18 protein-coding genes and 1 pseudogene are annotated in these 23,703 nt (G+C 66.9%); 12 read left to right on the top strand and 7 right to left on the bottom strand.

Features of this window, described 5'->3' with window-relative positions:
- Positions 1–84: 84 nt before the first annotated feature.
- Complete coding sequence (locus K6V06_RS02575; RefSeq protein WP_255581542.1) at positions 85–993, top strand: CoA ester lyase; 909 nt, start codon at positions 85–87, stop codon at positions 991–993.
- 15 nt (positions 994–1,008) lie between these two features.
- Here the strand turns inward: K6V06_RS02575 and K6V06_RS02570 are convergent, their stop codons facing one another.
- The 4 genes from K6V06_RS02570 to K6V06_RS02555 form a co-directional block, all read right to left on the bottom strand.
- Positions 1,009–1,734: an IclR family transcriptional regulator gene (locus K6V06_RS02570; protein WP_222240024.1), complete on the bottom strand. Its 726-nt coding sequence runs from the start codon at positions 1,732–1,734 to the stop codon at positions 1,009–1,011.
- Positions 1,735–1,827: 93 nt separating this feature from the next.
- Complete coding sequence (locus K6V06_RS02565) at positions 1,828–3,504, bottom strand: phosphoethanolamine transferase (RefSeq protein WP_222240023.1); 1,677 nt, start codon at positions 3,502–3,504, stop codon at positions 1,828–1,830.
- Positions 3,505–3,572: 68 nt separating this feature from the next.
- Positions 3,573–4,811 carry a HAMP domain-containing sensor histidine kinase gene (locus K6V06_RS02560; protein WP_222240022.1) on the bottom strand — a complete coding sequence of 413 codons (1,239 nt, stop codon included), beginning with the start codon at positions 4,809–4,811 and terminating at the stop codon, positions 3,573–3,575.
- The gene (locus K6V06_RS02555; protein ID WP_222240021.1) at positions 4,804–5,484 is read right to left on the bottom strand and encodes a response regulator transcription factor; all 681 of its coding nucleotides are present in this window, start codon (positions 5,482–5,484) and stop codon (positions 4,804–4,806) included. The genes K6V06_RS02560 and K6V06_RS02555 overlap by 8 nt, the downstream gene beginning before the upstream one ends.
- Positions 5,485–5,825: 341 nt before the next feature.
- Here K6V06_RS02555 and K6V06_RS02550 point away from each other — a divergent pair, with 341 nt between their 5' ends.
- The 6 genes and pseudogenes from K6V06_RS02550 to K6V06_RS02525 all read left to right on the top strand — a co-directional run bounded on the left by K6V06_RS02550 (position 5,826) and on the right by K6V06_RS02525 (position 12,156).
- Positions 5,826–6,821 (top strand): tripartite tricarboxylate transporter substrate binding protein, encoded by a 996-nt coding sequence (locus tag K6V06_RS02550; RefSeq protein WP_222240020.1) that lies wholly within the window; start codon positions 5,826–5,828, stop codon positions 6,819–6,821.
- 45 nt (positions 6,822–6,866) lie between these two features.
- Positions 6,867–7,661, top strand: a complete 795-nt coding sequence (locus tag K6V06_RS02545; protein ID WP_222240019.1) for an enoyl-CoA hydratase/isomerase family protein — start codon at positions 6,867–6,869, stop codon at positions 7,659–7,661.
- Positions 7,662–7,665: 4 nt separating this feature from the next.
- The gene (locus K6V06_RS02540; protein WP_222240018.1) at positions 7,666–9,768 is read left to right on the top strand and encodes an acetate--CoA ligase family protein; all 2,103 of its coding nucleotides are present in this window, start codon (positions 7,666–7,668) and stop codon (positions 9,766–9,768) included.
- A 71-nt stretch (positions 9,769–9,839) separates the two neighbouring features.
- Positions 9,840–10,643, top strand: a complete 804-nt coding sequence (locus K6V06_RS02535) for an IclR family transcriptional regulator (protein WP_222240017.1) — start codon at positions 9,840–9,842, stop codon at positions 10,641–10,643.
- A gap of 29 nt (positions 10,644–10,672) precedes the next feature.
- Positions 10,673–11,161: pseudogene (locus K6V06_RS02530) on the top strand (tripartite tricarboxylate transporter substrate binding protein); the annotation flags it as partial.
- 68 nt (positions 11,162–11,229) lie between these two features.
- Positions 11,230–12,156 carry an SMP-30/gluconolactonase/LRE family protein gene (locus tag K6V06_RS02525; protein WP_222240016.1) on the top strand — a complete coding sequence of 309 codons (927 nt, stop codon included), beginning with the start codon at positions 11,230–11,232 and terminating at the stop codon, positions 12,154–12,156.
- Between the two features lie 126 nt (positions 12,157–12,282).
- Here K6V06_RS02525 and mqo read toward each other — a convergent pair whose 3' ends face one another.
- From mqo to ilvD, 3 genes are all read right to left on the bottom strand, one after another.
- Positions 12,283–13,911 carry a malate dehydrogenase (quinone) gene (mqo, locus tag K6V06_RS02520; protein ID WP_370637380.1) on the bottom strand — a complete coding sequence of 543 codons (1,629 nt, stop codon included), beginning with the start codon at positions 13,909–13,911 and terminating at the stop codon, positions 12,283–12,285.
- Between the two features lie 141 nt (positions 13,912–14,052).
- Positions 14,053–15,657 (bottom strand): histidine kinase N-terminal 7TM domain-containing protein, encoded by a 1,605-nt coding sequence (locus K6V06_RS02515; protein WP_222240014.1) that lies wholly within the window; start codon positions 15,655–15,657, stop codon positions 14,053–14,055.
- 250 nt (positions 15,658–15,907) lie between these two features.
- Positions 15,908–17,767, bottom strand: a complete 1,860-nt coding sequence (ilvD, locus tag K6V06_RS02510) for a dihydroxy-acid dehydratase (RefSeq protein WP_222240013.1) — start codon at positions 17,765–17,767, stop codon at positions 15,908–15,910.
- 566 nt (positions 17,768–18,333) lie between these two features.
- On the opposite strand from ilvD, the gene K6V06_RS02505 reads away from it, so the two are divergent.
- The 5 genes from K6V06_RS02505 (at position 18,334) to K6V06_RS02485 (ending at position 23,701) form a co-directional block, all read left to right on the top strand.
- A complete protein-coding gene (locus K6V06_RS02505; RefSeq protein WP_222240012.1) occupies positions 18,334–19,314 on the top strand; it encodes an SIS domain-containing protein in 981 nt (326 codons plus the stop codon).
- A gap of 1 nt (position 19,315) precedes the next feature.
- Positions 19,316–20,110 (top strand): ABC transporter permease, encoded by a 795-nt coding sequence (locus tag K6V06_RS02500; RefSeq protein WP_222240011.1) that lies wholly within the window; start codon positions 19,316–19,318, stop codon positions 20,108–20,110.
- Complete coding sequence (locus K6V06_RS02495; RefSeq protein WP_222240010.1) at positions 20,107–20,769, top strand: ABC transporter ATP-binding protein; 663 nt, start codon at positions 20,107–20,109, stop codon at positions 20,767–20,769. Before K6V06_RS02500 ends, K6V06_RS02495 begins: the two co-directional genes overlap by 4 nt.
- Positions 20,766–21,857, top strand: coding sequence for a chain-length determining protein (locus K6V06_RS02490; RefSeq protein ID WP_222240009.1), 1,092 nt, complete (start codon positions 20,766–20,768; stop codon positions 21,855–21,857). The genes K6V06_RS02495 and K6V06_RS02490 overlap by 4 nt, the downstream gene beginning before the upstream one ends.
- A 314-nt stretch (positions 21,858–22,171) precedes the next feature.
- The gene (locus K6V06_RS02485) at positions 22,172–23,701 is read left to right on the top strand and encodes an SLBB domain-containing protein (RefSeq protein ID WP_255581574.1); all 1,530 of its coding nucleotides are present in this window, start codon (positions 22,172–22,174) and stop codon (positions 23,699–23,701) included.
- Positions 23,702–23,703 lie beyond the last annotated feature (2 nt).

The raw sequence follows: 23,703 nt of genomic DNA, 5'->3' as shown, positions 1-23,703 counted from the left end.
GGTGCGATGGTCCGGTCAGACTCGAGCCGCACCGGGCCTTGCGCACGGGCCTTGCGTATCGGCAAGCAACTTTCGACTCTTTTCATGACAGCCATGACCGACGACATTCCACGCCTGCGCCGATCGGTGCTCTATGTTCCGGGCTCCAATGCCCGCGCCATCGGCAAGGCCGGCGGCCTTCCCTGCGACGCCATCGTCTTCGATCTGGAGGATGCGGTGGCGCCGGCGATGAAGGAGACCGCACGGCAGCAGTTGACCGACGCTCTCGCCGCAAGCCGCCCCTCCCAGGAGATCGTGCTGCGGGTCAACGGGCTCGGCTCTGCCGACTTCGAGAAGGACCTCGCCCTGGCGGCCCGGCTTGGTGTCGACGCGGTGCTGCTGCCCAAGGTCGAGGACCCGTGCGATATCGCCGCCTTCGCGCAGGCGAGCGGCAAGCTGGACTGGGCGCGGCCGCCGCGGCTGTGGGCCATGGTGGAAACGGCGCACGCGATCCATCGGCTCGACGCCATCGTCGCGGCGGGCTGTGCCTCCAGTCCGCGGCTGGACTGCCTTGTAGTGGGCACCAACGATCTGGCCAAGGAGACCGGCGTGTTCGCCGGCGACGAGCGGCGCTATCTGCTGCCCTGGCTGATGCACGCCGTGCTGGCCGCGAAACGCCACCGGGTCGATATCCTCGATGGGGTGTGGAACGACTTCAGCGATCAGGCCGGCTTCGCGGCGGAGCTCACGCAGGGGGTGCGGATGGCGTTCGATGGCAAGACGCTGATCCATCCTTCGCAGATCGACGGGGCCAACGCGGCCTTTGCTCCCACCGGGGAACAGGTGGATGAAGCGCGCCGCATCGTCGCGGCCTTCGCCCGCGACGAGCATCGCGATGCCGGCGTGATCAACCTGGACGGCAAGATGGTGGAACGCCTGCATCTGGAGCAGGCGCAGCGGCTGCTGGTGCGGGTCGACGCCATCGAAGCGGCCCGCGCCGCGCGCGCGCAGTGAACCGGCGCGTAGCCGTCAGCAGCTGCGCGCGACCGCGAGCACGGCGGGAAGAAGCTGCTTCCTGCGTGCGTGAAGCCGGGCGACCGGCCCGCCGGTGCCAATGCCGAGCCACTGCCCGCGGATCGGCGTGGCCAGCAGCGTGGCCAGCACGCCGGCCCCAGGCGTGGCAAGGTTGGCCGACTCGTAGTAGCCCTGTTCGCGGGCCTGCCTGACGTCGCGCAGCGTGTCGGGCAGTTTCGCGGCGGGCAGGCCGGGCTTGCGTTCGGCGTTGTAGCGCCTGATCAGCCGTCCCACCTCGTCGTCGTCCATCCGGCTCATCAGCATGATGCCGATCGCGGTCAGATGCATCGGCCGCATGCCCCCGGAGACGGCAGTCAGCCGCAACGCGTGGCGCGACTCCACCACCGACAGGTATTGCAGCATGATGCCGCTTTGCCGTCCGAGCAGCACGGTCTCGCCGGTCTCTTCCGACAACCGCCGCATCGCGTCATGCACGGTGGCGCCGGCGCCATGCTTGCGGGCGGTCCAGTGGCAAAGGAAGGACACCCGGACCGACGGGCAGAACGTGCGCGTCTGCGCATCGAATTCAAGATAGCCGCGCGCGACCAGCGTGCGCAGCAGCATCGACGCGCTCGACTGCGGCAGGCCCAGCCGGTCGACGATCTCGCCGACCCGCAGCGGTCGCCGCTCGCGCTCGAACAGCTCGAGCAGATCGAAGACCCGGTTGGCCGATTTCACCATGCCTGAATCCACTGCAGTTCTCCTCGCCGTTTCCCCTGTTTGCCTGGCTACTGCTCGTCGGCGTTTATGGTACTCCGGCCGCAGCGTTACTGCTCAGGGCATGGACCGGCAGTCGGCGAAGAGGTCCAGGCCGCGCCGGTAGACGCCGGTGTGCACGTCCAGCAGGCCGAGCATGGAGTGAAAGAGATGGTCATGCGAGAAGGCCGAGGTCCGGCGCTTGCGCAGGCAATCGGTGTCGACGCCGAAGTCGCGCTGGAAACCGTCGGAGAACCACATCAGCATCGGCACGTGCTTCTGTCCATCCGGAGCGAGCGCGTAAGGCGTGCCATGCAGGTAGAGGCCATGCTCGCCGAGCGATTCGCCGTGGTCCGAGACGTAGATCATCGCCGTATCGAGCCGGTCGCCGTGCTGGCGAAGAATGCCGAGGAGCCCGGCGAGAACGGTGTCGGTGTAGCGGATGGAGTTGTCGTACGCGTTGACGATCTCCTCGCGGCTGCACTGGTCCAGTTCGCTCGTTCCGCACGCCGGCCGGAACACGCCGGAACTGGCGGGATAGCGGTGGTGATAGGCGGGCCCGTGGCTGCCCATCATGTGCAGGACGATCACGGCATCCCGGTCCAGACGATCCAGCCTGGATCCCAGCCCCTCCAGCAGCGCCTCGTCGAGGCAGCCATGCTCGGTGCAACGCCCAGGAGAGGTTGCGGCCTTTACCGTTGCATGGACTACGCGGTCGCAGACGCCCTTGCAGCCGGACTGGTTGTCCTGCCATTCCACTTCGAGTCCCGCCCGCTGCAGTATGTCGAGCAGTCCTTCCTGGCGGCTGGCCTGGTCCACGTCGAAGTCCTTGCGCGTCAGGCCCGAGAACATGCACGGCAGGGAAACGGCGGTCTCGGTGCCGCAGGACCAGGTATCCGCAAAGCTGATCAGGCCAGGCTCGCGCGACAGCAGGGGATTGGTGTCGCGAGGGTAGCCGTTCAAGGAGAAATGGTCGGCGCGCGCCGTCTCTCCAATGACCAGGACGGTGACGGCGGGGCGCGACCGCTGCGGCGAGGACGCGACCCGCACCGCGTCGGTGCCGAAAGGCACCACGGCTTGCGGCGATGTTCCGTGGTGCCGAACGTAGCGGCTGGTCGCCTGCAGAAGGTTGAGCGGGGTCAGCAGCAGGCGCAGCTCGCGGTGGTTGCGCGCCACGGCGGAAAACGTCTGGTAGCAGGGAAGCCCTATGCCCGCCAACAGCACCACCGAGGCCAGGACGACCAGCCCCTTGTTGACGATCTCCCTGCCGGGCGAGCGCCAGCGGATCGGTGTTCTCCAGAGCAGAAAGGCAGGTAGAACGCCCAGCGCGGCGACATGGGCGGCGAGTCCCGGGGTCACCAGATCCCACGCTTCGCGCGCATCGGTCTGCAGCGCATTGCGGACCATCTCGACGTCGACCATGACCCCATACCGGCCCGCGAAGTACGACACCACGGCACCGGAGAGCAGAAGCACTGTCCCCACGGGACGAAGGACCCACGGCCACGCCAGCAGGTGCAGCGCCAGATGAAGGGTGACAAGCAGGAAGGCGAAGGCGGCAAGCAGGCCGGCCGCATTGGCCGGCAGCAGGGGATGCACCGCCAGCAAGCGGCTCCAGAACGGGACGTTGCAGAAGACGAGCAGGAACAGCGCGAGGGACACCGTAAGCCATTCGACCCGCAGCGGCACCGCGCCAGGGCGGCGGGCCGCTCGGCTCCAGGCATGCAGCAAGGCGGCGGGGCGAGGCAGTATCATGCCGCACAAGGTAGCAATGCGGCCGTGAGGATACTGCTGGGGATTTGTGAGGGTTTTGTGGGCCGGGGCTATGCCAGCTTGACGCGGATTTCCGTGCCCTGTCCCAGGTGGCTATCGATATGCCAGGCCCAGCCGCACCGGATGGCGGCTTCCCGCACGATCGAAAGGCCGAGGCCCGATCCCTGGCTGAAGCCCTCCATGCGGAAATGCCGGTCGAAGACCTGTTGCTGGCGCTCGGCGGGGATGCCGATGCCGGTGTCGCGCAGCGACAGCCAGCCGTCTTCAAAGCTGGCGACGATGGAGCCACGTTCGGTGAACTGCACCGCGTTGCGCACCAGATTGTCGAACAGCAGGGCCAGCAGGTCGGGGTCCGCGGGCACGGTGGCCTGGTCCGGCACGCAGTTGCGCAGTGCCACGCCGCGCGCCTCACAGCTGTCCCGGTAGGGTTCCAGTTGCGCCTGCACCAGCTGCCGCAGCCGGACATCGCGCACATCGGGCGGGGCGTCGCCACGGGCCAGGAACAGCAGACCCTTCAGCCGCCGCTCCAGCTCGTCGACGGCCGCCACGATCCGTCTTGCCCGCGTGCCGTCCGCGTCAAGGCCCTCGGCGACCAGCTCGGCGCTGGTGCGGATCCGGGTCAACGGCGTGCGCAGTTCGTGGCTGACGTTGGCGGTAAAGTCCCGTTCCCGGGCGATCAGTGCCGCATTGCGCGCACGATAGTCGTCGAGGGCCCGGGCCAGCACCGCCACCTCGCGATCCTGGTCCGCCCGGGCGAGCGGGCCTTCACCGCTGGTTATCCGCGACGCGAGCTGCTCGAACTGGCGCAGCACCGAGCGGGCGATGCGCGAGCCGAGCCACAGGGCGAGCAGGGACAGCAGGACGCCGCCCAGCGCCAGAGACCAGTACAGCAGCCCCATGCGCCTGGCATAGCCGGTTTCGTCATAGAACAGGTAAAGCCGCTCGCCGTTGTGTTCGCGGATGCCGATGTGATACTCGGTCTCGCCCGTGACGAAGGTGTGCAATCCGGTTGGCCACGATGCCACTGGCGCCGGCATCCCCGGCGGAACGGCGCCGATCGGTGCGCGATACACGGTAAGGTGCTCGCCGAGCACGCCACGCTGGCTGGTCATGCCCTGCACGATGGCGCTATCCAGCGCGGAGTTCACCACCTCGTCGATCAAGTCGCGCTCCTGCGCCTCGCCGACGATGAACAAGGCCGCGACCAGGACCATCAGTACGAACGTGGTCAGCAGGAAGAACGCCCAGACCAGGCGCTTGCGAAGACTGCGGCGCTCCTGTTCAGGCATCGGGATCGACCAGTCGGTATCCACGGCCGTGCACGGTCACCAGGGGGCAGCGGCCGTCCTCGCCCTGCAACGCGCGGCGGACCTGCGCGATATGCGTGCGCAGCGCATCGCTGGTCGCCTGTTCCTCGCCCCACAGCAGCACTTCCAGTTCCGCACGGCTGAACAGCTGGCCCGGGCGCCGCAGCAGGGCCACCAGCAGTTGCATCGACTTCGGCGGCAGCGTGACCTGCCGGCCTCGCCATCGCAGCTCGCCGCTGGCGGGGTCGTACTCGAGCTGGCCGAGCCGCAGCCGGTCGTCCACCACCCGGCCCTGCGCCCGCCTGACCAGCGCCAGCAGCCGCGCCTCGACTTCCTTCATCGCGTACGGCTTGACCAGGTAGTCGTCGGCGCCGGCTTCGAATCCGGCCAGCTTGTCGTCAAGGGTGTCCCGCGCGGTCAGCATCAGGATGGGAGTGGCCAGACGTGCATCGCGCCGCAGCCGCTGCGCGAAGGTCAGGCCGTCCATGCCCGGCAGCCCTAGGTCCAGCACGATGGCATCGAAGCCGTGGGAGCTGGCCAGGTGCAGCGCGACCAGGCCGTTGGATGCGGCATCGACCTGATGACCTCGCGACGCCAGGTAGTCGTAGAGGTTGGCGCAGATTTCGGAGTCGTCCTCGACCAGCAGAACGCGCATAGGGCAAGTGCGGGAGATTTGCCGCGGCTCATGCCTGCACCGGAAAGGCGGGGGTGAAGGCGACTTGGTGGCCGGAGTGCGTGGAGCATAGCGGATTTCCGTAATGGCCGCCAAGGCGACGCCGACCGCGTCCGGCCAGCACCTTTGCGGCCTCGGCCAACGGGCCAGCTCGCCCATGCCGTGCCCGGGCGCCTTGCGCGCCGCCGGAGCGCGGTCGGGGGTAAATTCCATGGAATGGAATTGGAAGGGTGTGCGATCGACCGGCCGGGGCTATGCTGTCCTCATCAAAGAGGCGCCGGGCCCGGAGCTACCGAGGCATCGCAACCACCAGGAGACACGACATGACATCGATTCCTCGCATCTTCCTTTGCCGCCTGGCGGCGGCGATCATTCCCTTCGCCATCGCAGCGGCCGCGCCGCGCGCGGCACTGGCAGCCTACCCCGACAAGCCCATCCGCATGGTGGTGCCGTTCGCCCCGGGAGGCGGCACCGACCTGATTGCCCGCGCCATGGGCACCACGATGGGCGACGATCTCGGCCAGCCGGTGGTCATCGACAACAAGCCGGGCGGCGGCACCATCATCGGCACCGACATGGTCGCCAAGAGCGCACCGGACGGTTACACGCTGGTGATGGCCACTATCGCCCATGCCACCAATCCGAGCCTGCACAAGAAGCTGCCGTTCGATACCGAGAAGGCGTTTGCGCCGGTCATGCTGGTCGGTCGCTCGCCCAACGTGCTGGTGGTCAAGCCGGACAGCCCGATCCGCACGGTGCAGGATCTGGTCGCGGCGGCGAAGGCCAAGCCCGGCAAGATGAGCTATGCGTCGATGGGGGCCGGCACCTCGGCCCACCTTGCCGGCGAGCTGTTCAAGAATCTGGCCGGGGTCGACATGATCCACATCCCGTACCGTGGCGCCGGCCCCGCGCTGACCGACCTGCTTGGCGGCCAGGTGGACGTGATGTTTGCCACCGCCGCGTCGGTGGCCCCCCATCTGGAAGCCGGCCGGCTGCGCGCGGTGGCCGTCACCACCGCGCAGCGCTCGCAGGCGCCGGCGCTCAGCAAGGTGCCGACCGTTGCCGAGAGCGGCGTACCGGGCTATGTCGCCGACAGCTGGTATGGCCTCTTCGTGCCGGCCGGCACGCCCCCGGCGGCGATCGCGCGCCTGAACGCGGCGGCCAGGAAGGCGGTGCAGTCCGAGGCTTTTCGCCAGCGCGCGCAGCAGGAAGGACTGGCCATCAGCGCCGGCACGCCCGAGGAGCTGGGACGCTATGTCAAGGGCGAGAGCGAGCGCTGGAGCAAGGTCATCAAGCAAGCCAACATCACCGCCGACTGAGCGCGGCGCCCCCTTGCGCAACCGATTCGCAATCAGGATCCCATCATGCAAACGTATTCCCTCATCGAACTCAAGGTCGAAGCCGGCATCGCGCTGCTGACGCTAAACCGTCCCGACAAGCGCAACGCGATGAGCGACGAGATGCGCGCCGAGTTCATCGATGCGCTCGAGCGCGTCGCCGCGGACAAGGCCATTCGCGCGCTGGTGCTGACCGGCAACGGCAAGGGCTTCTGCGCCGGCGGGGACGTGGCGGGCATGCAGCGGCGCATGGAGGCACCGCAGGGCGAGGTCGGCTTCAACGGCTGGAGCCGGCAGCAGCGCGTGCACCATACGGTCAAGCTGCTGCATACCATGCCCAAGCCGACCATCGCGGCGGTCAACGGCGCTGCGGCGGGCCTCGGCGCGGACACCGCGCTGTGCTGCGACTTCGTGCTCGCATCCGAGTCGGCATCGTTCGTCTGGTCCTATATCCACCGCGGACTGATTCCGGACGGTGGCGGCATGTACTTCCTGCCGCGTCGCGTCGGCCTGTCGATGGCCAAGCAGCTGGTGTTCACCGGGCGCAAGGTCGATGCCGCCGAAGCACTGGCGCTGGGCATCGCCGATCGCCTCAGCAAGCCCGAGGCGTTGATCGCCGACGCGCTGGCCTGGGCCGCGGAATTGAGCCGTGGCTCGGCCACCGCCATCGCGCTGGGCAAGAGCATCGTGAACCAGTCGTTCGAGCTGCCGGCGGACCAGGTCTTCGGCCAGGGCAGCCAGGCGCAGGGCATCTGCTACACCAGCACCGAACATCGCGAGTCGGTGCTGGCCTTCCTCAACAAGACCGCGGACAAGGCCTGAAACCATGAGCGCCATCCATCGCCTCGTTTCCCCGCGCAGCGTCGCCGTGATCGGCGCGTCCGCGGACCCGGCCAAGACCGCTGGCCGTCCGGTCGCCTACCTGCGCAAGCACGGCTTCGGCGGCGCGATCTACCCGGTCAACCCCAAGGTCGATTCGATCGACGGGCTGCGCTGCTACCCCGATATCGCCTCGTTGCCGGAGGTGCCCGATGTCGGCATCGTGCTGCTCGGGGCCGAACGCGCCCATCTGGCGGTGCGCGAGCTGGCCGCACGGGGCGCCGGTGCCGCCATTGTGCTGGCAAGCGGCTATACCGAAACCGGTGCGCAGGGCGCGCGCCGGCAGGCCGAGCTGGTCGAGGCGGCAGGCAGCATGCGCCTGCTCGGGCCGAACACCATCGGGCTGGTCAACCTGACCGAGAACATCCCTCTGTCGGCCAGCGGTGCGCTGGAGATGGACCACTTTCCGACCGGCAGCATCGGCGTGGTGTCGCAAAGCGGCGGCATCCTCGGCGCCTTGCTCTCGCGTGCGGCGGCGCGCGGCATCGGCCTGTCCAAGCTGGTGTCGACCAGCAACGAGGTCGATCTCGATCTGGCCGACTTCATCGACTACCTGGCCGACGACGAGGCGACCCGCGTGATCGCGCTCTATGTGGAGGCGGTGCGCAATCCCGACGCCTTCCGCCGGGCGGCGCTGAAAGCAGCCGCGGCCGGCAAGCCGGTGGTCGCGTACAAGATCGGCCGCTCGGAGAGCGGCGCGCGCGCCGCGGTGTCGCACACCGGCGCGCTGGCGGGCGCCGACCGCATGTACGACGCGCTGTTCGAGCAGGTCGGGGTGATCCGGGCGCAGACCTTCGCCGACCTGCTCGACATGCCGGCGGCGCTGGCGACCGGGCGCACCCTGGGCGGCAAGCGCATCGCCATCCTGACCTCGACCGGCGGCGCCGGCACGCTGGTGTCGGATAGCCTGGGCGTGGCCGGTTTCGAAACCCCGGCGCCCGACGAAGCGACCGCGGAAAAGCTGCGTGCGTTGCAGAAGGGCGACCACGCGGCCCTGGACCGCAACCCGATCGATGTCACGCTGGCCGGCCTGCAGCCGGACCTGCTGCGCGCGGCGATCCGGATCCTGCTGGACAGCCCCAGCTACGATGCCATCGCCGTGATCGTCGGCTCCTCGGCGCTGGCGATGCCGGACCTGATGGCCAACGCGATTGGCGACTGCCTGCCGCATAGCGACAAGCCCGTCGTCGCCTACGTCAGCCCGCACGCGCCCGGCGTGGCGGCGCTGCTCAACCGCAACGGCGTGCCGGCGTTCTCCGCACCCGAGGCCTGCACCGTCGCCTTCGACGCGATGCTGCGCGCCAAGCAGGCGAGGGCAGGGGCAAGCCCGCTTGCCGACGTTTCGTCGCCGCAACCGTTGCCGGACCTCGCGCAGTTCGGCAGCGGCTCCCTCGACGAAGCCGCCGCGAAATCGCTGTTTGCCCGCTTCGGCATTCCGGTCGTCAGGGAGACGGTGGTGCACGACGCCAGCCAGGCGCGCGACGCCGCCGGGCAGTTCGGCGGCAACGTCGTGCTGAAGATCCTGTCGGCGCAGATCGCCCACAAGAGCGACGTTGGCGGCGTGGCGGTCGATGTCGGGCCGCAGGATATCGAGCACCGCATGGCGCGCATGGCGCAGGAAGTCGGCGCGGCCACCGGTACCGTGCCGGACCGCTTCCTCGTGCAACAAATGGTGAGGGGCGGCGTGGAGGTCATCCTCGGCATGCATCGCGATGCGCTGGGCACGGCCATCCTGCTGGGCATGGGCGGCGTCACTGCCGAGCTGATCGGCGACACCACGCTGCGCCTGCTGGCGCCCGGCCGCCCGCTGACGCGCGATGACGCCATGCAGATGATTGGCGCGCTCAAGACCGCGCCGCTGCTGACGGGCTACCGCGGCCGTCCGAAGGCCGATGTGGATGCGCTTGCCGACGCCATCGTGGCGTTCTCGCGCATGGTGGTTGCCATGGGCGAGCGGCTCGAGGAGGCGGAGATCAATCCGGTCTTCGTCTTGCCGCAGGGGCAGGGGGTGGTGGCGGCCGACGGGGTGGCGGTGCTGTCCGCCCGGTAGCAGCGGCCGGCAAGGCAACGCTGGGGTAGCATTGCAGCGAACCGACTCCGCTTCGTCCTGCGTTTCCTGCCATGCCCGCCCTCCTGCCCAGGACCGATCGCCTCAAGCCCGGACAGGGCAAGGCCACTCCCAACCGTTCGCTGGAACGCGGCATCGCGGTGTTGCGGGCGTTCCGCGCCGGCTCCTCGATGCTGGGCAACAGCGAGATTGCCGAGCGCACCGGGCTGTCGCGCTCCACCGTCAGCCGCTTGACCCAGTCGCTGATCGACAGCGGCATGCTCGAATATGTGCCGCAGCATCGCGCGTACCGCCTGGGCGTGCCGGTTCTGAGCATGGCGCACGCGATGCGCGACGGCTCGGCGGTGCTCAAGGTGGCCACGCCGATGATGGTGGACGTGGCGATGCGCCATCGGATCAACGTCGGTCTGGCGGTGCCCGATGGCGATGAAATGGTCTATCTCGAGTCGTTCCGCTACAACCGGCGGCAGTCGCTGCGCACCGTCGTCAGCGGCCAGCGCATCCCGATCGCGTTGACCTCGCTCGGCCGCGCCTACCTTTCCACGCTGGACCCCGAGTCCTTCCGCATGCGGATGACCGCGCTCGCCGCCCGCCATGGCGGGCGCGGCTGGGCAGCGCTGCAGGGCGAGATCGCCGCGGCCGTGCAGGCGGTGCGCACGACCGGCTACTGCGTGGCGGCGTGGCAGCCGCAGGTGGTCGCCATCGCCACGCCGCTGCGCATGGCTGGCTACGGCATCCATGTACTCAACGTCAGTGTCTCTACCCAGCAGGACGCCGCAAGCGTGGAAGCGGTGCTGGCCCGGCCGTTGCTGACGCTGGCCCGCACCATCGAGCAGCAGATCGTCCAGCTGGACTAGCGGCCGCCCGCGCCGCCAGGACGGCCGGCAGCGCGCCGCATCTCGCCGCGGAGGCGTTCCAGCAGGCCGCCGGCATCAGGATGATGCATGTGCCGTACAAGGGCGCGGGCGAAGCGATGGTCGGCTTGCTGTCCGGCAGCGTCGACGTGCTGCTGCTGTCCACCGCCAGCGTGCTCGCGCAGGTCAACGGCAGGCAGATCCGTCTGCTGGCCATCAGCGGCGCGGAACGCGTTGCGGCGATGCCAGGCGTGCCCACCTTCGCCGAGGCCGGCGTGAAGAACTTCAGCCTGTTCAACTGGTCTGGACTCGCCGCGCCGAAAGGAACGCCGCCGGAAGTCGTCGCGAAGCTGGAAGCCGCCGTCCACAAGGCGGTACAGTCGCAGGATATCCAGTCGTTCCTCGCCAACATGGGCTCGAAGCCCGGTCAGCTCGATCGCAAGGACTTTGCCGAGCTGATTCGCAAGGAAACTGCCCAATGGGCGCCGGTGGCGCAGAAGGCCAATATCGAGAAACAATGAGCGGGCCGGCAGGCGGGCGAGCGCGAGTGCCCCGCGCCCCCGCTCGCCGAACCAGGAGGACCGCAAGCATGTATCTACTGAATCCGCCCGCCGTACGCGACGCCACCGTCTTCTCGTCAATGCCGGACCGCTTCCGCCGCCGTGGCGTGGCGTCGGACTGGGCGAACGCCAACCGGGGCGGCGAGCACATCGAGGCATTCCTCGAAGGCCCGGTATGGGCCGACGGCTACCTGTGGGTGACGGACATTCCGTTCGGCCGCATCTTCCGCATTTCGGCCAGCGGGGAATGGGAGCAGGTCGCCGAGTATGACGGCGAGCCCAACGGCATGAAGCGGCTGGCCGACGGCCAGTTCATCATCACCGACTACCGCAACGGCCTGATGCTGCTCGATGTCGCCAGCGGCAACGTGCGCCCTTGGCTCGAGCGCCGCAACAGCGAGCGGTTCCGCGGACTGAACGACCTGATGTTCGACGCGCGCGGCAACCTGTACTTCACCGACCAAGGCCAGACCGGCCTGCACGATCCGACCGGACGCGTCTACCGGCTGTCGCCGGATGGGCGCCTGGACATGCTGCTGTCCAACGCCCCCAGTCCGAACGGACTGGTGCTGTCGCCGGACGGCCAGGTGCTGTACGTGGCGATGACGCGGGCCAATTGCGTCTGGCGCATGCCGCTGCAGCGCGATGGCTCGGTCAGCAAGGTCGGCCAGTTCTTCACCAGCTATGGGCCGAGCGGCCCGGACGGGCTGGCAATGCGATCCGACGGCCATCTGCTGGTCGCCAATCCGGGCCTGGGCTACGTCTGGGTACTGAACAGCCGCGCCGAGCCGGTCGAAGTCATTCGCGGTCCGGCCGGGGCGTCGCTGACCAACCTGTGCTTCGGCGGCGACGACGGGCGGACCGTCTTCATTACCAACTCCACCGACAGCACCATCCTCAGTGTCGGGATGCCGCAGGCTGGGGCGCCGGTGCACGGTGGCCAGCCGGTGGCATGACGGACCCGCCTCGCGCCGCGCCATGAAAAAGGGCTGGCCTCCCGGCCAGCCCTCAGACTGCTGTCAACGTGCCGTCGTCCCCGCGAAAGCGGGGACCCAGTGGCTTTCGATGCGGGGCCCCAATCCTTACAGCGCCATGTCAACGGCCGCCTTGTTCGGCCGCGCCGGCGCATTGCCGCTGGTGCCGGCCGGCGACAGGTCGATCCGCGGCGGCGGCGCCAGTTGCAGCGCCTTGCTGGTGTCGTCCCATTCCTGCTGGACCTTCTCCGGGCTGGCATTGAGCCTGGTGCCATAGCTCGGCACGATCTGGCGAATCTTCTGCTGCCAGGCCGGCGTCGCCACCTTGTCCTTGAAGACCTTTTCCAGCATCGACAGCATGATGGGCGCGGCGGTCGATGCGCCCGGCGAGGCGCCGAGCAGTGCGGCAATGGTGCCGTCCTGCGAGCTGACGATCTCCGTGCCCAGCTTCAGCACGCCGCCTTTCTGCTCGTCGCGCTTGATGATCTGCACGCGCTGGCCGGCTTGCCACAGGCGCCAGTCCGCCTTGTTGGCATTCGGGAAGTACTCCTTCAGCGCATTGAAGCGATCGTCGTCCGACTGCATCAGCTGGCCGGCAAGATACTCGACCAGCGGGAATTCATCGATACCGACGCGAACCATCGGCTTGACGTTGTGCAGGTTGGTGCTGGTGAGCAGATCCATGTAGGAGCCGTTCTTCAGAAACTTCGTCGAGAAGGTCGCGAACGGTCCGAACAGGATGATGCGCTTGCCATCGAGCACGCGGGTGTCCAGGTGCGGCACCGACATCGGCGGCGAACCGACGGACGCCTTGCCGTAGGCCTTGGCCATATGCTGGTTCACGATGTCGGGGTTCTCGGTCACGAGGAACGAGCCGCCCACCGGGAACGCACCGTACTCCTGCGCCTCGGGAATTCCCGACTTCTGCAGCAGATGGAGCGCGCCGCCGCCTGCACCGATGAACAGGAACTTCGCGTCAACGTCCTGCGCCGGGCCGCCGTTCTTCGTATTCGCGTAGCTCACGCGCCAGCTGCCGTCGGCATTGCGCTTGATGTCGCGCACCTCGCTGGACAGCGCCAGGGTGAAGCCCGGCTGCTTCTGCAGATGGCCGACGAACTGGCGGGTGATCTCGCCGAAATTGACGTCCGTGCCCAGCGGCGACCACGTCGCGGCCACCTTCTGGGCGGGATCGCGGCCCTCCATCATCAGGGGCGCCCACTGCTTGATCTCGTTGTAGTCTTCCGAGTACTTCATGCCGCGGAACAGCGGGCTGGCCTGCAGCGCCGCGTGGCGCTTCTTCAGGAAAGCGATGTTGTCATCGCCCCAGACGAAACTCATGTGCGGGGTGGAATTGATGAACGAGCGCGGATTCTGCAGCACGCCGTTGCGGACCTGATGCGCCCAGAACTGGCGCGAGATCTGGAACGACTCGTTGATGGCGATCGCCTTCGAGATATCGATCTTGCCGTCCGGCTTTTCCGGCGTGTAGTTCAGCTCGGCCAGCGCCGAGTGCCCCGTGCCCGCATTGTTCCAGCCGTTCGAGCTCTCCTGGGCAACGCCGTCGAGCCGCTCGATCATCATCATCGACCATTCGGGCTCGAGTTCCTTCAGCCATACACCCAGGGTCGAACTCATGATGCCACCGCCGATCAGCACGACATCGACCTTCTTCGCTTCCTGTGCCTGGACCGACAGCGCCGTGAACGACAGCACCACGCCAAGCAAAACTGCCTTGATTGTCTTGACCACTATGAATTGCGTCCCGGGAGGCCCGGCTGTTGCCCATTGTAAAAAACGAAGGCGCAAATATACCGCATATCAAGAGGTAATGCCGATTGCCATGTTGGCGGTAGTGTGATAGGCCGGTTCGGCCATTTCTCATGCCAGCGGGCGCATGGAGGCGGGCCGCGCGGGCGGCTGCGGCTGGCCGTCGGCCATCGTCAGTCGGTTGCGGCCGCCGCGCTTGGCCGCGTACAGCGCCATATCGGCGGCGGAGAGCAGGTCTTCGATCAGCGGCGACTCCGGCACGCGCGACACGGCGCCAATGCTGACCGTCAGGAAGGGATGAGACGGGTCCGCGCCCACGTGCGGCATCTGCAGCGCGCGCACCGCGTGCAGCATGCGCATGCCGACCGCCCTGGCCTGGGCGGCGTCCGCCTCGGGCAGCACTACCGCAAACTCCTCGCCACCGATCCGGGCGCAGAAGCTGCCGGCCTCGTCCAGCATCTGGGCGAGCGTGATGCCGACCCTGCGCAGGCCTTCATCGCCGCGCAAATGGCCATAGACATCGTTGTACTGCTTGAAGAAGTCCACGTCGACCAGCAGCAGACCCAGTGGCGAGCGGCGCTCCCGCGCGGCAGCGACCAGCAGCGCCGCCTCCCGCTGGAAGAAGCGCCGGTTGAACAGGCCGGTCAGTGGATCGCGGTAGAGATCGCCCTCGATGCGGGAAAGCTTGTCGGCGGTCTCGTTCAGCCGAACCGCCAGGCTCGAATTCTCTTCGACCAACGCATGTTCGCGGGTGCGGAATGCGCTGATGTCCCGCACGAAGACGATGCGCCCGATGACGCGGTCATCCAGATTGCGCACTGGCTCCATCGTCAGTTCGTAGTCGGGCGTGTCGGCGGCATTGGGCCTGCCTGCCTGCCAGGAACCGGGCGCCGGGTCGCCGCGGCGCAGGCCCGGCAGCATCCGCCGCGCGCTGCTGTTCAGGTCGGCGATCCTGCCACTGTCGTCGACGATCACGCAGCCCTCGCGCAGCGCGTCGAACACACGCAACCGGGCGTAGTGGCCGACATCGCCCAGATGCGGCCGCAGCGCGCAGACCCAGACCAGCAGCGCCATCACCGAGAAGGTGGCGGGGGTCAGGTCGCCGCCCAGGGCAGCAGTCCAGCCCTGCAGATAGGCCGCATTGGCGGCCAGCGGCAGCATCAGGCCTGCGACCAGCAGATTGCGGCCCCGTACCGACAGCTTGCCCGCCGGCCGGCGCGTGAGCAGGAAATAGAAGCTGGAGACCAGCAGTGCGTAGCTATAGGCGGCCAGCACCCAATAGGCCGGCCCGTGGCGGAAGACCGCGCGCGTGTGCAGTCCTTCGCCACCGAACCACTGGATCGACGACCAGATCAGCCGGTGGCTCTCATTGGTCAGCACCAGCCCCATGCCGGCCAGCCCGATCACCAGTGCCAGCGCCAGCCAGGCATGGCCCGCGACATGGTTCGGACGCGTCAGCCGCACGACCGACAGCAGCCAGCCCACCGGCACCATCAGGATGCCGGGGTATTGCAGTTTCGCCCACAGGATGCGATCGGCGAGGTTGGTCGCCTGGATTTCCATCATGCGGCCCCCGCACCAGACGCCGGCGCCGATGGCCAGCAGCAGGAAGGCGCGCACGGTCGGATCGTCGCGCCGTGCCCAGCCGGCAATGGCGACCGTCGCGCAGACCAGCAACGCGCACGCCATCAGCAGTGTCAGCAGGGAGATCGCCATGGGCAGGGTGCAGGCCGGCAAGGCGGGAGCAAGCGCCCCTGATGGCCGGAACAGGAAAGTGATTGGCGATGATAGCGCATGCGCTCGTCGTGCCATGCACGGCGACCGGGCCTTCCATCGCCTCCGCGGATTCGTGGTCCGGGACTGGTCCGCCCCCCTGCCGGAATAGATCAGTGGATCAGTGGCCCCGGCAAGCGCGGCTCGGTGACCGGTAGCGCGCAGGAAGGGCGGGGGCAGGCCCGCCCCCGCCTCAATCGTCCAGCAGCGACAGGTCGCGTACCGCGCCCTTGTCCGCCGACATCACCAGCTTGGCATACGCCTTCAGCGCGGCCGACACCTTGCGCGGACGCGGCTTGGCCGGCTTCCAGCCCCGGGCGTTCTGCTCTTCGCGGCGGCGCGCCAGTTCCTCGTCCGACAGCAGCACGTCGATGGTGCGGTTGGGAATGTCGATGCGGATGCGGTCGCCATCGCGAACCAGGCCGATCGCGCCGCCCGCCGCTGCTTCCGGCGAGCAATGGCCGATGGACAGGCCCGAGGTGCCGCCGGAGAAGCGGCCGTCGGTCAGCAGCGCGCACGCCTTGCCCAGCCCCTTCGACTTGATATAGCTGGTCGGGTAGAGCATCTCCTGCATGCCCGGGCCGCCCTTCGGGCCTTCGTAGCGCACGATCACCACGTCGCCGGCCTTGACCTTGTCGTTCAGGATGTTCTCGACCGCCTCGTCCTGCGACTCGGTGACATGCGCGGTGCCTTCGAACACCAGGATGCTCTCGTCCACGCCCGCGGTCTTCACCACGCAACCATCCAGCGCGATATTGCCGGTCAGCACCGCAAGGCCGCCTTCCTTCGAGAACGCGTGCTCGTAGGAGCGGATGCAGCCCTCGGCGCGGTCCAGGTCCAGGCTCGGCCAGCGCGTATTCTGGCTGAAGGCCACCTGGGTCGGGATGCCCGCCGGACCTGCCAGGTACATCGTCCTGACGGCCTCGTCCTGCGTGCGCACGATGTCCCATTGTTCCAGCGCATCGCCGAGGGTCGGCGCGTGCACGGTCGGCACATCGGTATGCAGCTTGCCCGCGCGCTCCAGCTCGCCGAGGATCGCCATGATGCCGCCGGCGCGATGCACATCCTCGATGTGGTACTTGTTGGTATTCGGGGCCACCTTGCACAGCTGCGGCACGACGCGCGAGAGGCGGTCGATGTCGGTCATCGTGAAGTCGATGCCGGCTTCCCGCGCGATCGCCAGCAGGTGCAGGATCGTGTTGGTCGAACCGCCCATGGCGATGTCGAGCGTCATGGCGTTCTCGAACGCCTTGAAGCCGACCGAGCGCGGCAGCACGCGCTCGTCTTCCTGCTCATAGTACTGGCGTGCCAGCTCGACGATGCGGCGACCGGCCCGCTTGAACAGCTGCTCGCGGTCCGCGTGCGTGGCGACGATGGTGCCATTGCCCGGCAACGACAGGCCCAGCGCTTCGGTCAGGCAGTTCATCGAGTTGGCGGTGAACATGCCAGAGCACGAACCACAGGTGGGGCAGGCGGAGCGCTCGACCTCGGCGACGTCGGCATCGGAATAGGACTGGTCCGCGGCGATCACCATCGCGTCCACCAGATCGAGCTTCTTGAACTCGACCGCCTTGGTCACCGGGTTTGCCAGCCGCGTCTTGCCGGCTTCCATCGGACCGCCGGAGACGAAGATGACCGGAATGTTCAGCCGCATGGCGGCCATCAGCATGCCCGGCGTGATCTTGTCGCAGTTGGAGATGCAGACCATCGCATCGGCGCAGTGCGCGTTGACCATGTATTCGACCGAGTCCGCGATGATGTCGCGGCTCGGCAGCGAGTACAGCATGCCGTCATGGCCCATCGCAATGCCATCGTCCACGGCGATGGTGTTGAATTCCTTGGCGACGCCGCCGGCCGCCTCGATTTCGCGGGCGACCAGCTGACCCAGGTCCTTCAGGTGGACGTGGCCGGGCACGAACTGGGTAAACGAATTGACCACCGCGATGATGGGCTTGGAGAAGTCTTCGTCTTTCATGCCGGTGGCGCGCCACAGGGAGCGCGCCCCCGCCATATTGCGGCCGGCGGTGGAGGTTTTGGAACGGTATGCGGGCATCGTTGCTTGCGGGGAAGAAATAGCGCTGTAGGAAAGCGGGCCAGGGGGATAGGGGCCCTTCGCGCCAGTGTGAACAGCCTCTTGAGCCGCTCGCTCGCTGGGACAAAGGCTGGATTATCGCCTACCGGCCGCTCAGGCCGCTATCACCACCCTTGGCGGGCAGCATCCAGCCTGCTTCGACGTCGGAGAATGCCGCCCGCTCTTCTTGAAGAAGACGGTGCCAAGCAGCCCGCGACAGAGGGTTTTCCCTCTTCGACCTGTTGTTTCAGTGCAACATAGCCGCTATGGAACGTCCTGGCGGGTCGCTGCGGGCGTCGGCCACCGTTTTCGGCGGGGAGCATATATCGTCACTTTGCCTCGTGCTTCCCCTGGTGGCTAATCCAGCTCTCCAGAAGTCGATCCGAGGAGGAAAGCGAAATTTGGCCGCAATTCCGCAATGTTGCTCGCAAGTTACATTCCATTGCTCGTTACGATTGTTACTTTTTGTTGCGAGTCGGTCGGTGGGCGCTTAACATCGCGCCTTCCAGATAGGTCGGAAAGACCAACTACCATAACAAGACAAGACGATGAACACCGGCAAAGGGCTAGTACGCGGGCTAGCCGAAGTCGGGCAATCAGCCGCTGCCATTTCCAGGGGAGTGGTGGCGGAGCAGGCCAGAGCGCTTGCAGCGATGGCCCAGAGCTTCGGCACTGAAATCGAGGCAGCGGTCGACATGATCCTTCGCTGCCGTGGCAGGCTGATCGTCAGCGGCATGGGCAAATCCGGACTGATCGGGCGCAAGATGGCGGCCACGTTCAGCTCGACCGGAACCCCGAGCTATTTCCTGCACCCGGCAGAAGCCCTGCACGGCGATCTCGGCGTGATCCGTCACGACGATGTCGTCATGCTGATTTCCAATAGCGGCGAAACCGAAGAGATCCTGCGCCTTCTGCCCTCGCTGCAGGACTTCGGCAACGCGATCGTCGGCATCAGCAGCAACAGGAACAGCACCCTCGCGCGGCACAGCACGGTGTTCCTGCATCTGCCGATGGAACGCGAGGTGTGTCCCAACAATCTGGCCCCGACCACGTCGACGCTGCTGACCCTGGCGCTGGGCGATGCGCTTGCGGTCGCGCTGATCCAGTTGCGGGGCTTCAAGCCGCTCGACTTCGCCCGCTTCCACCCCGGAGGCAGCCTCGGCCGCAAGCTGCTGACCCGCGTCGCGGATGTCATGCACAAGCGCATTCCGGCCGTCCATCCGTCCGCCCCGCTGCAAGACGCCATCAACAGCATGACCAGCGGTCGCCTTGGCCTGACCGTAGTGATGGACGGCGAGCAGCTGGCCGGCATCTTCACCGACGGGGATCTGCGCCGCGCGATCGCGAAGGATCCGGCCGCACTCTCCCGGCCGGTATCGCATTTCATGACCGCCAACCCGATCACCGTGACGGCCGGCACGCGCCTGAGCGACGCCGAAGTGTTGATGCGGGACGGCAACATTCGCGCACTGATCGTGCTGGATGACGAAGGCCAGGTCGCTGGCGTGCTGGATATCTTCGACAACTAGCATGACCGCGACCCGAGTCCGCTCGGACGTTTCCGTAGCGTTATCCGTGTGGCGCGCGCTGTTCTTGCGCGAGGCCACCGCTCGCCTTGCGTCGGATCGGGCCGGCGCCCTCTGGCTCTTTCTGGAACCGGCGGCGCATCTCGTCTTCCTGATGGTGCTGTATGGCGCGATCCGCCATCACCTGGCCAGCGGCGCAGCCAACGCGGAAGTGTTCGTGCTGCTGGGCGTCTGGGGCTTCTTCCTGGTGCGTAATGGCGCGAGCCGCGGGATGGATGCCATCAGCGCCAACGCGGCGCTGTTCGCTTACCGGCAGGTCCGCCCCGTCGATACCGTCATCGTCCGTGCCGCGCTGGAAGGCTCGTTATATCTGATCGTCTGGTTCCTGCTGCTCGGCGGTCTGGCATTGGTTGGGGTGGATGTCGTGCCAGCGGATCCAATGCAGGTCATGGCAGCGGCGTTCCTGCTGTGGTTTCTGGGCATGGGCATGGCGCTCGTGTTTTCCGTGCTGGCCTCGCTGTTGCCCGAGGCGGGACGCATCATCCGGCTGACCTTCATGCCGCTGTACATCCTTTCCGCTGTCATGTATCCGATCTCCGGCGTACCGCGGGCGATGCGCGAGTGGATGCTGCTCAATCCCATCGTGCACGGACTGGAACTGATGCGGGGCGGATATTTCGCCAGTTATCACGGGGAAAGCCACGTCAGTTTCGGCTATCTGGGAACCTCGGCGCTGGTATTGCTGTTTCTTGGCCTGGCGCTGCATACCCGCTATTCCCAGCGACTGGTGGCGCAATGATCCGCATCACCGACGTCCATAAGCGGTACCGGAACCACCGAGGCTCGCGCTGGGTGCTCAAGGGCATTACCGCCGAGATTCCCGCCAATGCCAGAGTCGCCCTCATCGGGGCGAATGGCGCAGGGAAGTCGACGCTGCTGCGGCTGATCGGCGGCATCGACCAGCCCAACGAGGGGGCCATCGAGCGCGGGTGCCGGGTGTCGTGGCCGCTCGGTTTGGCAGGAGGATTCCAGGGGTCGCTGACCGGCCGTCAGAACACCAAGTTCGTCAGCCGCATCCACGGTGTTCACGAGGAGCTGGAGCGAACGCTGGAATTCGTGCGCGACTTCTCCGAGCTGGGCGGGGCATTCGACGATCCCGTCAAGACGTACTCGTCCGGCATGCGCTCGCGCCTTGCCTTCGCCATGTCGATGGCATTCGATTTCGACACCTACCTGGTCGACGAATTGACCGCCGTTGGCGATGCGGCTTTCAAGCGCAAATCGCAGCGGGCCTTCGAGGACATGGCCGGAAGGGCCGGCCTGATCATGGTCTCGCACAGCGCCTCCACGCTGCGGACCTTCTGCCATTCCGCCATCTGGCTGCATGACGGCGAAGCGCGCTTCTTCGATACGGTCGAGGAAGCGCTTGATCGCTACCAGGAAAGCATCAACGTATGAAACGATTCTTGAGATTGGGCCGGCTATGGCAGGCGGCCGCCGTGCTGTGCGCGCTCGCCGTGCTCTACTGGGGGTTGATCGCCTCCGACCGCTATGTCTCCGAAGCCAAGGTCGTAGTGGAGCGCAGCGATGCCATCGGCGCGAGCACCTCTGACTTCGCTTCCTTGCTGGTTGGCAATACGGCTCCGCAGGACCTGCTTCTGCTGCGCGAATACCTGCTCTCGGTCGACATGCTGCGCAAGCTCGACGACCAGTTCAAGCTGCGTGCGCACTACAGCGACGGCGCCCGGGATCCGCTGTCCAGGATGTGGTTCGAGGATGCCTCCCTCGAACGCTTCCACCGCCATTACCTGCAGCGCGTCAGCATCGAGTATGACGACTTCTCCCGTGTGCTCTCGATCCAGGCGCAGGCCTATACCCCGGAAATGGCCCAGGCGATCGCCCAGATGCTCGTTACCGAAGGCGAGCGCTTCATGAACGAGATGACCCATCGCATTGCCAGCGAGCAGGTCGTCTATATCGAGAAACAGGTGCAGGTGCAGGGCGAGCGAGCCATCGCCGCGCGTCAGGATCTGCTGGCCTTCCAGAACAGGAATGGGCTGGTGTCGCCGCGTGGCGATGTCGAGAGCCTGTCCAGCGTGGTGGCGCGCGCCGAGGGCGAGCTCGCCGAGCTGCGGGTGCGCCGTGGCACGCTGCTGGACGTCTTCACCGCGCAGTCGCCCGCCATCCTCGAGGTGGACGCCCAGATCGCGGCGGTCGAGCGGCAGATCGCCGCGCAGCGCAGCCGCATGGTCTCGACCAAGGGCAAGGGCGGCCTGAACCGCGTTGTCGAGGAGCAGGAAAGGCTGCAGGCGAGCGCCGAATTCGCCCAGGACATCTACAAGACCGCGCTCGGCGCACTGGAGAAGGCCCGTATCGAGGCGACCCGCAAGCTGAAGAACGTAGCGGTGGTGCAGAAGCCAACCGCACCGGAATACCCCCTGCAACCACGGCGCTTCTACAACATCGTGGTGTTTGTACTGATGACCTTGATGGTCGCCGGCCTGATCGAGCTGGTCATGACCATCATCAAGGATCACCGGGATTGATGATGCGAGACAAGTTCCAGACCCTGTCGCTCGCGCTGCTGCTTGCCCTGTTCGGCGCAGCCAGCGGGCATGCCCAGACCGCCCGGTCGCCCAACGCCGGCATCGGTGCCGACGCAGCGCGCAATGCGTCGTCGGGCATCGCCGCCAATGGGCGCACGACCACCACCAATCACGCCACCGGCTTTGACTATGCCACCTGGGCGGCGCAAGGCGGGATCGCCCCATCCTCGGCGACCGGCATGCGAGGCGTCGCCGACCGGCAGTACGCCGACGCTGGCTCGCAGATGATACCGGGCCAGGATGCGCGCGCCGACATGCCGCCGGGTGTGCCCCAGCAGGACGACTACAGCGCCAACCTCGCGAGCGACGTGTTCGGGGCGCAGCTCTTCACCGGTGCCTTCAGCCGCGACAGCGCCTCCATATTCAATCCGAGCCACGTGATCTCGGTTGGCGACCGCATCCAGCTGCGCATGTGGAACGGCTATAACGTCGACACGGTGCTGACCGTCGACGCGGCCGGCAATATCGTTCTGCCCGAGGTGGGTCCGTTCCGCGTGCAGGGGATTACCAACGAGAATCTGCAAGCCGCGCTCGGTGCCGCCATGCGCCGCGTGTTCGCGGGGCGCGTCTCCATCTACGCGAGCCTGCTTGCCGCACAGCCGGTACGCGTGTACGTGACCGGCGCCGTGTATCGACCGGGCTTGTACACGGGAACGTCCAGCGACAGCATCCTGCGCTACCTGGATCAGGCGGGCGGTATCGATCCGGAGCGGGGCTCCTTCCTCGATGTCGCCATCAAGCGGGGGCAGCAGACCCTTGCCGTGGTGAACCTCTACGACTTCCTGCTCAAGGGCGAGCTTGCCTCACGGCAACTGAACAATGGCGATGTCATTTTCGTGCAGCCTCGCAAGAAGACGCTCAAGGTCAGCGGACTTGCCGAGAACGCCAGGCGCTTCGAGTTTGCCGGCGACGTGACGAACCTCGAGCAGATCGTCCGCCTGGCCAAGCCCTTCCCGCAATCGACCAACGTGCGCGTGATCCGCAATACCGGAACCGTTCGCAACGTCGAGTACTACCCGCTATCGCAGGCCCCCAATGTGGTGTTGAAGGACGGCGACGAAATCGAGTTCACCGCCGACAAGCGCCCCGGCACCATTACGGTCCGCGTCGAAGGCGAGCACCTCGGCCCGCAGGAATTCGTGCTGCCGTATGGCAGCCGTATCGGCGACGTGCTCGGCAAGGTCCAGATGACGCCGCAGGCTGACCCGGACAGCATCCAGATGTTCCGCCTCAGCGTCGCCGAGCGTCAGAAAACGCTGCTGCAGGCCGCATTGCGCAGCCTCGAGTCGAGCGTTCTCACCGCGCGCTCCGGCACCGCGGAAGAGGCGCAATTGCGTCGCGAAGAGGCCGCGCTGGTGCTGCAGTGGGTCGATCGGGCGCGCAAGATCCAGCCGACCGGGCAGACGCTGATCGCCAGGTCCAGCAACCGCAATGACCTGCTGCTGGAGAACGGCGACATCCTTCGCGTCCCCGTAAAGGATGGACTGGTGATCGTCAACGGCGAAGTGCTGTTCCCGAACGCCATCGCCTTCGATAAGGGGATGGATCTGGAGGATTACATCCAGCAGGCCGGAGGCTTCTCCCAGAACGCCGATACCTCGCGCGTGATCATCGCGCATCGGGACGGCAGCTTCTCCGACGGCCGGCAGGATCCGGACATCAAGGCTGGTGATGAGATCCTGGTACTGCCGCGCGTGGACGTGAAGACGCGACAGTTCGCCAAGGACGTATTCCAGATTCTTTATCAGATTGCCATTAGTGCGAAGGTCGTGTTGGGGCTGTAAGG

This window comes from Cupriavidus sp. AU9028 (genome assembly GCF_019795295.1).
GTDB lineage: Bacteria > Pseudomonadota > Gammaproteobacteria > Burkholderiales > Burkholderiaceae > Cupriavidus.
This window is presented reverse-complemented; position numbering and strand designations above follow the sequence as displayed.

What these genes read in the sequence shown, in the direction of transcription:
- K6V06_RS02550 (WP_222240020.1), top strand. Translation starts at nt 5,826, where the DNA reads ATGACATCGATTCCTCGCATCTTCCTTTGCCGCCTGGCGGCGGCGATC.
- K6V06_RS02570 (WP_222240024.1), bottom strand. Translation starts at nt 1,734, where the DNA reads ATGGTGAAATCGGCCAACCGGGTCTTCGATCTGCTCGAGCTGTTCGAG.
- K6V06_RS02490 (WP_222240009.1), top strand. Translation starts at nt 20,766, where the DNA reads ATGAAACGATTCTTGAGATTGGGCCGGCTATGGCAGGCGGCCGCCGTG.
- K6V06_RS02500 (WP_222240011.1), top strand. Translation starts at nt 19,316, where the DNA reads ATGACCGCGACCCGAGTCCGCTCGGACGTTTCCGTAGCGTTATCCGTG.
- K6V06_RS02505 (WP_222240012.1), top strand. Translation starts at nt 18,334, where the DNA reads ATGAACACCGGCAAAGGGCTAGTACGCGGGCTAGCCGAAGTCGGGCAA.
- K6V06_RS02495 (WP_222240010.1), top strand. Translation starts at nt 20,107, where the DNA reads ATGATCCGCATCACCGACGTCCATAAGCGGTACCGGAACCACCGAGGC.
- K6V06_RS02565 (WP_222240023.1), bottom strand. Translation starts at nt 3,504, where the DNA reads ATGATACTGCCTCGCCCCGCCGCCTTGCTGCATGCCTGGAGCCGAGCG.
- K6V06_RS02575 (WP_255581542.1), top strand. Translation starts at nt 85, where the DNA reads ATGACAGCCATGACCGACGACATTCCACGCCTGCGCCGATCGGTGCTC.
- K6V06_RS02525 (WP_222240016.1), top strand. Translation starts at nt 11,230, where the DNA reads ATGTATCTACTGAATCCGCCCGCCGTACGCGACGCCACCGTCTTCTCG.
- ilvD (WP_222240013.1), bottom strand. Translation starts at nt 17,767, where the DNA reads ATGCCCGCATACCGTTCCAAAACCTCCACCGCCGGCCGCAATATGGCG.
- K6V06_RS02560 (WP_222240022.1), bottom strand. Translation starts at nt 4,811, where the DNA reads ATGCCTGAACAGGAGCGCCGCAGTCTTCGCAAGCGCCTGGTCTGGGCG.
- K6V06_RS02515 (WP_222240014.1), bottom strand. Translation starts at nt 15,657, where the DNA reads ATGGCGATCTCCCTGCTGACACTGCTGATGGCGTGCGCGTTGCTGGTC.
- K6V06_RS02545 (WP_222240019.1), top strand. Translation starts at nt 6,867, where the DNA reads ATGCAAACGTATTCCCTCATCGAACTCAAGGTCGAAGCCGGCATCGCG.
- K6V06_RS02535 (WP_222240017.1), top strand. Translation starts at nt 9,840, where the DNA reads ATGCCCGCCCTCCTGCCCAGGACCGATCGCCTCAAGCCCGGACAGGGC.
- K6V06_RS02540 (WP_222240018.1), top strand. Translation starts at nt 7,666, where the DNA reads ATGAGCGCCATCCATCGCCTCGTTTCCCCGCGCAGCGTCGCCGTGATC.
- K6V06_RS02555 (WP_222240021.1), bottom strand. Translation starts at nt 5,484, where the DNA reads ATGCGCGTTCTGCTGGTCGAGGACGACTCCGAAATCTGCGCCAACCTC.
- K6V06_RS02485 (WP_255581574.1), top strand. Translation starts at nt 22,172, where the DNA reads ATGCCGCCGGGTGTGCCCCAGCAGGACGACTACAGCGCCAACCTCGCG.